At 55.3% G+C, this 10,273-nt stretch carries 4 protein-coding genes; all 4 read right to left on the reverse strand.

Annotation, left to right across the window (positions count from 1 at the left end; genetic code table 11):
• On the reverse strand, positions 1 to 4,479 hold a 4,479-nt coding region (locus B7X65_RS23655), incomplete at its 3' end, for a calcium-binding protein (protein WP_293596680.1).
• Positions 4,460 to 7,579, reverse strand: coding sequence for a hypothetical protein (locus B7X65_RS23660; protein ID WP_293596681.1), 3,120 nt, complete (start codon positions 7,577 to 7,579; stop codon positions 4,460 to 4,462). The genes B7X65_RS23660 and B7X65_RS23655, both read right to left, overlap by 20 nt.
• A gap of 10 nt (positions 7,580 to 7,589) precedes the next feature.
• Positions 7,590 to 8,486 carry a hypothetical protein gene (locus B7X65_RS23665; protein ID WP_293596682.1) on the reverse strand — a complete coding sequence of 299 codons (897 nt, stop codon included), beginning with the start codon at positions 8,484 to 8,486 and terminating at the stop codon, positions 7,590 to 7,592.
• Between the two features lie 362 nt (positions 8,487 to 8,848).
• Positions 8,849 to 10,087 (reverse strand): nucleotide disphospho-sugar-binding domain-containing protein, encoded by a 1,239-nt coding sequence (locus B7X65_RS23670; protein ID WP_293596683.1) that lies wholly within the window; start codon positions 10,085 to 10,087, stop codon positions 8,849 to 8,851.
• Positions 10,088 to 10,273: the final 186 nt, after the last annotated feature.

Consider the following 10,273-nt stretch of genomic DNA (forward strand, 5'->3'; position numbering starts at 1 on the left):
GTTGCCCGCGTTGCCTTCGAGACGGTTGTTCAGCGTATTACCAACAGCGTTGATGTTGGCGCTGCCTGTCAGGGTCAGGCGTTCGACGTTGTCTGCCAGCGCGTAGGAGACGCTGGCATAGACGGTGTCGGTGCCTTCGCCCGCGTTCTCCACCACCAGGTCGTCGGGTGAGTCCACCCAGTATTTGTCGTTGCCCAGCCCGCCGATCAGGATGTCGGCGCCGGCGCCACCATCGAGTTCATCGTTGCCTGCTCCCCCCCAGAGCTTGTTGGAGGCGGCATTGCCAGTCAGTTTGTTGTTCAGGGCATTGCCCATGCCGGCTTCGGCGTTGCCACTCAGCGTGAGGTGCTCGACGTTGTCGCCCAGGCTGTAGCTGACGCTGGACTGGACGGTGTCGATGCCTTCTGCGGCGTTCTCAATCACGGTGTCGGTCTGGCTGTCGACGATGTACAGGTCATGGCCTTTGCCGCCTATCAGCAGGTCAGCGCCTGCGCCGCCGTCCAGGGTGTTGCCAGCGTTGTTGCCGGTCAGGACGTTGGACAGCTCGTTGCCGGTCAGGCTGATTGCCGAGCCGAGCAGGATGCCGTCTTCGACGTTGGCGGCCAGGGTCACGGACAGCCGGCTGATCAGGGTGTCGCGTCCACCGCCTTCTTCTTCGAAGATGGTGTCGATGTCGTCTTCGAACAGGTAGGTGTCGTTGCCCAAGCCACCTATCAGGGTGTCCAGGCCCTGTTTGCCGTTCAGGGTGTCGTTGCCGGCACCGGCTGTCAGGGTGTTGGCGGCAATGTTGCCTTGAAGAAGGTTGTTCAGCTCGTTGCCGGTGCCGTCGATGGCCACCAGACCGGTCAGGATGAGGTTCTCTACATTGGACGTCAGGCTGTAGGTCACGGAGGCTTCTACGGTGTCCGTGCCTTCGCCCGCCAGCTCGGTCACCACGTCTGCGGCGTTGTCTACTTCGTACAGGTCGTCGCCTTCTCCGCCCCGCAGGGTGTCTGCGCCCAGGCCGCCCGTCAGACGGTCGTCTCCGGCACCGCCAATCAGGGTGTCGTTGCCGGCACCGCCCTTGAGTTTGTTGGCCTGCCCGTTTCCGTGTATCGCGTTGTCCAGGCCGTTGCCGGTGCCGTCCAGGGCTTCGCTGCCTTCGAGCATCAGGTCTTCTACATGGGCACCCAGCGTGAAACTGATCGCCGCCAGCACGGTGTCATGGCCTTCGTTGGCTTTTTCAACCGCCTTGTCCAGCGCGTTGTCAACGTAGTAGACATCGTCTCCCTTGCCTCCGCTCATGCGGTCTGCGCCAGCCCCGCCATTGATGACATCACGATCCGGCGTGCCCTGCAGGGTGTCATTCCCTTCAGTGCCTTGAATAATTACATCGGATGCGGCAATAGTCAGCGTGAAATTCGTTGACGCTCCCAACCCGAAAGTGTCCTCCGCTCTGATGGAAATCGAGAACACTCCGGTAACGCCCGATGGCGCAATCCCCTCAAGCGTGAGCGAATCGGCGTCGAAGGTCAGCCAATCAGGCAAGGGGTCCCCATTGGCAAGGCTGACGCTATAGGTCAACGAATTACCGTCCTCGTCATAAAACATATCCGAAGAAATCTCCAGGCTGACTTGCCCCTGTACCTCGACTTCCTGGTCGTCAAAGGCATATACGACTTCGGGAGCGTGGTTGACGCGGCTCGCGGCAGCCAGCGTCCATATGTCATTCGAATTCCAGACCACGCCGTTGTCGAAAACAATCCGCTCCAGAAAGTAGTCCGGGGCTCCGGCGTCAAGGCCCTGATTCACCGTCAATGTCTCACCGGTGGAAATAATCTGGATGATCAGGTCAAGGCTTCCAGGTTCGTAGGTCAGCGCGACGTCGGCCGGGGCCAGCCCCCTCAGCTTGACGGTGTCAAAACCCCCGCCGCCGTGGTAGCTGCCATCAGGATCGTATTCGCCGTATTGCCATGCATAGTCGCTGATGTAGTCATAGCCTGAGCCAGAAGACCACACATAGGTGTCATTGCCAACACCTCCGTATAGCTGGTCATTGCCAGCGCCGCCGTCGAGGATGTCGTCGCCACCCGCGCCATACAGGTAGTTGTCGGAAGCACCGCCGACGATGTGGTCGCCCAGCGACCAGCCCATCAATGTCGTGTCGAAAGTGTAGCGTTCCCTCAGCTCGATATTGAGCGATTGGTCCTGGATGCTCCAGCTGGTCCCGTCCGCAAATCGCAACCACTCGATGGTGTAAAACCCTTCGTCTGTCGAGTAAAAGTTCTGCGTGATGGACAGCTCTTCGTCCGTGTCGTTAATCCTGAAAACCGCTTCCCCGCCGTTATACCGGAATATCGTCAAATCCGATGCATTCAGGTCCCGGAACTCTACAGCGTCGTCGATTCCTCCCCAGTCATAAATTGAGTCGTTGCCATCGCCGCGTCCCCACACAAAGGTGTCACTGCCTGAATCGCCGCCCAGACTGTCGTTTCCTGCACCACCAATCAGGCGGTCATCTCCCCCGCCTCCTCTCAAATCATCGTTGCCCGCGCCTCCATACAGCGTGTCGTCAGTGTCATAACCCCAGATGGAACTGCCGTCGTCAGTTGCAGTAAGTGATTTTTCCTTGATGTCTTCAAGGCTCCATTGCATGCCATCGGCGAAAACGAACCGCTCTATGGATTCGTACGGCTGATAAGAGGACAGGAAATTGGGTATCCGAAACACCTCGCCGGTATCCAGCACTTTGACCTCAAGAGCACCGCTGCTGCCTTTTCCAACGGCGATCTCTGATGCAAGCAGATTGGTCAACAACAGCACGTCTGCGCCGCCTGTTTCGGCCACGACGTCATTGCCGAACCCGCGCCCCCATACATAAGCGTCATCACCCAGACCGCCCGCGAGAGTATCGTCTCCAGGCCCGCCAATCAGCGTATCGTTGAAATCGCTACCAACCAGAAAGTCATTGCCCTCCTGGCCAGACAAAAAGCTCGGTTTGTTGAAGGCGATTTGATGGTTGTCCTCGACATTGCCCTGGAATTCCTGGCCTGCAGCGAGGAGTTGAGCCAGCGTCGTCGTTTGCTGGCCCGCCATGACGATAAAGTGGTCAAGAAACTGATCCACATCGGTGCCTAAGGGATCTATCGTGATGCTGTCGCTGCCGGTCGGATCGAGATACAGCACGATCGCTTTCGGGTTGCCTTGCGTCAAGCCAATCCGCAAACGGGAGAAATCGGTATCCTCGTCCAGCGCCAGCGTCAAGGCGTTGGCGGCTTGCGCCACATCGCTGGCCAGGCGCACGGTGTCCCGGTTGTCCCCCGCATGAAAACGCAGCGTATTGCCCGCAGCATCGATTCGAAGGCTGTCGTTTCCCTTATTCGCCGATATGGTGTTTCCTGTGCCAGTCACGTAGATCGCGTCAGCACCAGCGCCGGTAGAAATACTTTCGCCTGTACCGGTAACGTCGATATTCCAGGGTGAGAGACTGTTAGCGAAGAGCTGCAAGGCGCTGTAAACCTTGCCGTTGACAGATATCGACGCAAGGGATCCGTTACCCCAACCAGAGCCCGTAATCGTCAAGTTTCCGATGCTGATCCGCTCCACACCATTGGCAAGACGGGTCAGCAGCGGCGCTTCATCGCCACTGATTGCGTTGATGATCGCAACGGTGCTACTGGACCGCCCAGCATCCACGAGTTTGGCAACCGTGGACTGTGCGGCGTCAATGACATAGCTGTTTTTTCCGAAAAAGTCAGAAATAGTCGCATTGCCGCCAATCAGATATGAGTCATTTCCTTCCTCGCCGAAAGCGAAGTCTTCTGCGCCGACGATAAGAACATCATCGCCAAGCCCTCCGTCCAGGGTGTCCCGACCTTCACCCCCGTCGAGCAAATCGTTGCCGGCGCCTCCAAATAGATAATCGAGACCCGCTCCACCACGGAGCGTATCGTCCCCCCCGTCCCCATACAAAATGTCGCCGCCATTTCCGCCATCGAGAATATCGTCGTTTTGCGGGCTAATGACAGACCCAAAGTCCTGAATATCACCGTACAAAGAATCATCCCCGTCGCCTCCCAAAAGCTCGTCTTTTCCGGCACCACCAAATAGCCCGTCGTTGCCCGCACCACCGTCAAGATAGTCATCACCATCCAAGCCGACAGGGGTGAAAGCCCAGGAATTGGCGTCGTCAACATCACCGCCGCCGTAGAGGATGTCTCGGCCTGCGCCGCCGTACAGACGATCTGATCCGCCTCGGCCATAGAGCACGTCATTGTCCTCCTCGCCGTACAAGTGATCCACTGCGTGAGAACCCACCAGCAGGTCATTCCCGGTGCCGCCGAACAACAAGTCTCCGCCCCAGCCATACAGAGGCTCATCTATATCGGCGTAGGTCACACCTGGATGCAACGGTCGATCAAACTGACTGGTGGTGTCCAGGACATTGACCCCTTCCAGCGAATAAATCAGATTCCCGCCGCTAAGCCGACTGGTCAGCACCAAATCCCTCTTGGGGAATCCTCACCCGCTCGATCGAATGGCTGGCAAACATTAAGTCGTCGCCAGTACCGCCATCAAGAAAATCATTTCCGCGGCCGCCAAAGAGAATGTCTCCGTCGTCACCGCCCAGCAGCTCGTCCCTGAAATTCCCGCCCACCAATAAGTCGGCCCCGCCGCCGCCTTCAATATGGTCCTGCCCAATGTCTTGCGAGAGACTGGCAAAATTAAGGGCATATGAGTAATGCACACCGTCGCTCTCAAGGCCATTGGGGTTATATTCCTTCGAAATAATGTCGTCTAGCCCGGAGCCTGAAGGAGCGTAGTAATAGCTGAGCCTACTCTCGAGGCCGGTGGCCAAAAAGTCGTTGCCAGCGCCTCCCAACACAATGTCGCCGGGACCTTCGGTGAATGCACTACCGTAGTTCGGTAGAACGCGCGCTGCAAAATTTCCATCCACGACGACTTTGTCATGACCGCCGAGTAACTCGAGTGCAACCGCAATGTTCTGAGAGGTGAGGGTAATCACAGTATCCCCCGGGTGATCTATAGTGGCTGTTGTACGGACGATTTCATCGGGTACGGCCCCCTCAAGTGCAAGACCCAGATCACCACTGACAAAGTTTTGCACTTTAAAGGCGCCCTCTGTCGTGGTGATGACAAGGTCTTTTGCCGTAGCGCTGCCGACTGAGGGAATCAGGCTGTAATAGACCTTTCCGTTATGCCCGCTCCAGGTGTTAACTGACCCGGCCACGGCGTTACCGCCGTTCAGGGTGACCACTTGGCCGTCGAGGGTCAGTTCGATCTTGCCGTCTTTGTCAATAAGGGTGTCAAAACCTTGGCCAGTGGTGATGCGGTAGGCGTCAAAACCGGCGCCGCCCACCAGAGTGTCGTCTCCTTCGCCACCGATGAGGATGTCATCGCCTGCGCCACCTTCGAGGTAGTCGGCTCCATCTTTACCGTCGATAGTGTCATCACCGCCCCCACCATAAATATGGTCGCCTAAAGCGTTGTCATAGCCCTGAATGATGTTGCCCTCATCATTGTCAAATATGATGTGTTGATCTTTTAACCCCGCTGCAGTGCGGCTTTTTGTGCTGATTGTTTTATGCTCACCCACGCTCTCGTCGTAGTCGAAGAACAAAACCCGGTCGCTCGGAACACTTGGGTCAAGCACATGATCAATTTCCTGGTTCTGTGTATTTCGAAGAATAAGGGTTTGCAATAGTTTGGCTCGATCCGATATCCATTCATCGGTATAACGAGTGACAACCTCGCCAGCCTGAAGCGCCGCCACATCATCCTGCCAGCCTTGGTAGTCATCGCTCCAGTCACCTGACATCCACAAGGTTTCGAGGGCGACTTTCCCTTCATTGCTCGCAGCCTCAAGCTTGAACGAGCTCAAAGTTTCAAGTGCCACGATGTCTTCGAACCCAACGCGGGCCTTGGCCTGCGCGACAATATTGCTTCCGATGGCGGAAACCACAACGTCGCCAGCAACAAGGTTGAATTCGTCGCTCTTGACAATCTTGTCTATGGCTTCATGGAAGCTGATGCGGCCGCCAGGGTCGTCCGCATCCTTGATTTCAAACCATGTATTACCTCGCGTGTCACCTTTAAGTGGCACAACGGCCAGTTTGAAGGTGCGTGTAAGTGAGTTAACGATGTTCTCTAGCGCGTCGCCTTCAGCGACCCCCTGGCCGTATGGCGTATTGTGGCTTTTTACATTGGTAGCCGCCAGCATGATGGGAGCGAATTTGGCTGCGGTGAAAGTCGAATCAAGTTGTGCAAAGACGCTTTGCACACTTAAACTGTCTACCAACAACACCAAGCTGTGCGTATCGCCAAAATCGTTTTGACTGAAATCGTTGACAAGAAGCTTGGCGTCTGCATAAAGGAGTGACTGCGTCAGACTGTCTCGAATGACATTTCCGCGGAAAAGCGGTTGATCCTCTATGGCGATGGGTGTGGCACTTCCATAGTGAATTTGAGAATTGGACACCGCGGATGGCGACGTAGCGCCATAGATGTCGTACACATTATTGAAGCCACCCGACATCGCACGGGCATTGGTGACTGCGTCGTAGATGAGGTCGGCAGGTGCGGTGCGGTAGGCGCTGGTGTCTTTCGCCGCTGTCAATACTGCCAATTGGTAGTCCAGTTTGACAGCATCGACGGCGCTCGCGAGAACCTGAGTAGGACCCGGACCACTGTTGGTGATGGTGGCGACGCGATCGATCTCATCGCGCACGACTTTGGCGCGCGCGACCCCTTCGCGCAAAGTACTCAACTCGTTGAGCAATTGCGCATTGGCGATAGGGTTAGCTGATGCATTAACTTCGGCCTGTGTAATGTTACCCAGCGCTTGGGCCATGTAAGAACTGCTGGCTTGACCGTTGATGGCGAGCTTGAGATCGGCATACAGTTGTTGCGCAACTGTTGTCGTAAACAATCCAGCACTGCCTTCAGTGCGCGCTTGATGAAATACATCCATCACCTGCTTCAATGTACCGGTGCTGTATTCGCCTACCCCGGCACCATTGAAGGTGTAGGTTGCGCTGATTAATGGATTGCCTACAGCAGTAAGGTCGTCTTTGTGGAGGAAATTAAAAGCGGTGGCTAAATGCGCGCCTAGGCTGTAGCCGGTAACGGTTATGGCGTCACTTGGTGCAAGCTTGCCGCTGGACTTGAGATCGGCAAACCAAGTCTCCATGTCGTCAATCTGCCCAAAGGCCCAACCCTTTTCTTTTACTTCTAAAGAGTTTGTCGCCTGGTTATCGCGTGCTGCATCGTCTATGAATTCTGTGGAACGGAAACTTAAAACAAGCTCACCTGTCAGGGTATTTTTGAAGAGCGTTCCGCTGAATCCGGTAGCTGTATTACTCTTATGTTCTACAACTGCCCAACCGTCTGCAACGAGCTGATCGGCTTGGGTGCTAGTGAATTTACTCGCACGATCGTTGCCTTTGGTCAAGCTAGCCACATCCATTGAGCCAGTTAACTTCAAAGTGCCAGGGGCATCGACGTTCGTTATGCCAAATAGCGACTCTGCCGCCATCTGCAAGTTCGCGTACTTCAAGTAATTGGTTATGTCGTTACTCATTTTTCATCCCCTACTTTGCAGGCTTAAGAACTCGAATCACAAAGTCCACGGAATTCTTTGGTTGTTGCGGACATTTCGGTGCATAAGACTGAGCCCAGCCCCATGGTTCACGCGCACCAGCGGTGCTGCCCTGCCCTGTATCTATCAAATATCCAAGTCGCTCAGCAATAACTTCATTTGTCCGAATGTCTATAACCTTCAGGCTCCCACCAGCGATCCAATACTCTCGATCTGCGCGTGTTGAAACATCGTCCCAAACAATTCCAAAATCAACACTGAATTTGTCAATTGGTTCACGTTGCAATGCCGAGAATCGACCATTCGTATCAGCGCCATATCCTGTACGTTGAACGTGCCGCAAAAATTCGTCCCTGGAGACATCCGTTATAGCTTTGGAAATTCCCTTGTACCGATAGCGAATACCATCCGACGGATCAATTGTTTCAACGAATTTATATGCGGACGAGAGGATTGGATTCGGTGCCTTGGCAGCAGCAGGAGTTTCATTCACTCTGAGGAGTTTTAAAATGCACCCCTCACCGCTGCAGTCTTTCCCATATGGGTCATCGAGTGCAAACTGATCATGAGGTAAACCGCTAGGCCGCCATTTCATCCAAGCGACCCCTTCGACACCATCTACCGTCTTGTAAATCTTCTCCCCAGCCGTCTTGCACCGCTCATCAAATAAGGCCTGTGCCTTGGTCAACTTGCCGCGGTACTCAATCGCACGGTATATCTGTGGCGCAATTGGCGCAATAAATAGCGCAAGCACCAGCACCGCATAGGTGAGCTTGCGTACCCAGGTCTTGCCCACCCAAAGCGCTACGCAAATGCCCGCGAGCGCGAGCAACAAATACAGATTACCTGCCGCGGCGAACAAAACATCAAAACCAGTCATCTTTAGCATCTCAATCCCTCTTCATTGGCATATCGCGGACGGCATGGCTGCTCGACACAATCTCCATGCCGTTCAGAAATCTTGAATTCAGTCTCACCGCTCTCTCCCCGCCTCAGCCGACACCTTCTGCACCGGGCTCAGCAAATACTCCATGATGGTTCTGCGGCCTTGGTGAATTTCTGCGGCCACCTGCATGCCGGCCTCCAGGCCCTTGCGCTGGCTGGCCGGGGTTGTTGCTATTGCTAGCTTGCGCAACGGGTGCCAAGGCTTGACCAGCCAGGCAGCGTTTTCTCGCGAGTCCCTCGCGGGTCGTTTCCACCGTATCCACCAAGAGATCGAAAACGGGGGGATTTTTGTACTCAACTTGATACTCATATGACTTGCCTAGCAATAGCTTTCTTGAGCCTGGCAACAATGCCTTCCACTGCTACGCTTGGGGTATAGGTGCTATAAACTGCCGCAAATTTTCGGACCTCCAGCCTCAAGGAATCGTCATGTAGAAGTCGGGAGATCTTCTGGTTCACCAAGCTTTTATCGTTCTGTCTTATGGTCGCCAAGGCCAATCCTTGCTTACCCAATCGATAGGCCAGGATGGTTTGCTCCATGTGCTCGGGGAGTAACAACACCGGCTTGCCGGCATGCAGTGCCATGCTTGTCAGCCCCATACCGCCGTGGCCCACAACGGCATCGCAATCTTTCATCAGTGGGCTCAGCTGGATTGGCCTCTCAGCAACTTTGATGCCCCAGCCGCGCGCGGCCTCGCAGGCCTTTGGGACATCCGAAGGAGAAATAATCAGAACATTGGCCTCATGAGACTTCAACGCCTGCCAGACCAAGTCATAACGCTTATCTCGCAAATTCAGGTAGCACAATACCTTCGGCCCACTGCCATCTGGCCAGCTCAGAGCCTCTCCATCCGAGGGCTCCGACCAGATTGGCCCGGTATAGACGCTGGAAGAACTGGCTATCCCGGCATTCCTGTCAAAGTGATCGAGTTCAGGCCATGCGCACAGGGCTACACCGTCGGAATGAAATAAGTCTTTCAACGACTTGGGCGCCTTTTCGCCGTAGCGAGCCGGCATGGTTTTAGCCAATTCTTTTAAGGACGCCTCCAAACGTACTTCAAGCTCTGCGGTTTTAGCAGCCGAATTCTCAATCCAGGGCATGAAACAGGGACGTGGCTCCTGCTCCGGTGGAATTTCAAATCCGTGTCCAATAACAACGGCAGGTATGCCCGCGCTACGCGCTGCATACAGCGCCAAAGGAGAAGCATCCACCAGCACAGCCACCGGCTTAACGGTTTCAAACAAGGCCTGCCATTGCCCGATGGTAGATCGGGCTTCCGGCACTCTCTCGAAACCCATGCGAAGCAATATCTCGGCGTGGTTGAGCGGTCCAGATAGGTCTGCCGCCGCTTTTGCCCCAATGCGGGGCATTTTGATGCTTCCAAAGCCTGCAGCATCCAGAAATCGCTTCGCGGCAATTTCATCAGCAGCTGCAAAAACCACCTTCCATTGCGCTTCTCGCAAGGCAATTGCAATCGGAAGCAATCTGGAAAGATGTCCCAGATTGCCACCATGCTCCCAAATGATCAGAATCGTCTTGGTCACGCGTGCTTTTTGGAGTGCCGCCAGGTTGCCCTACTGCATCTGAGCGAGGTCGAACTGCTGGATCTCCTGAGGCCGGGCCACCTGCCCGAGCTGCCCAGCCGTGCCAGCCACCCCGCCCAACACCGCTATGCCCAGGCCCAGGTCACGCGTAGCTCGGCTGTCCATCGAGATGTCGGCTGTGAAACG

The organism is Polaromonas sp. 39-63-25 (assembly GCF_002278925.1).
Classification (GTDB): Bacteria; Pseudomonadota; Gammaproteobacteria; order Burkholderiales; family Burkholderiaceae_C; genus Polaromonas.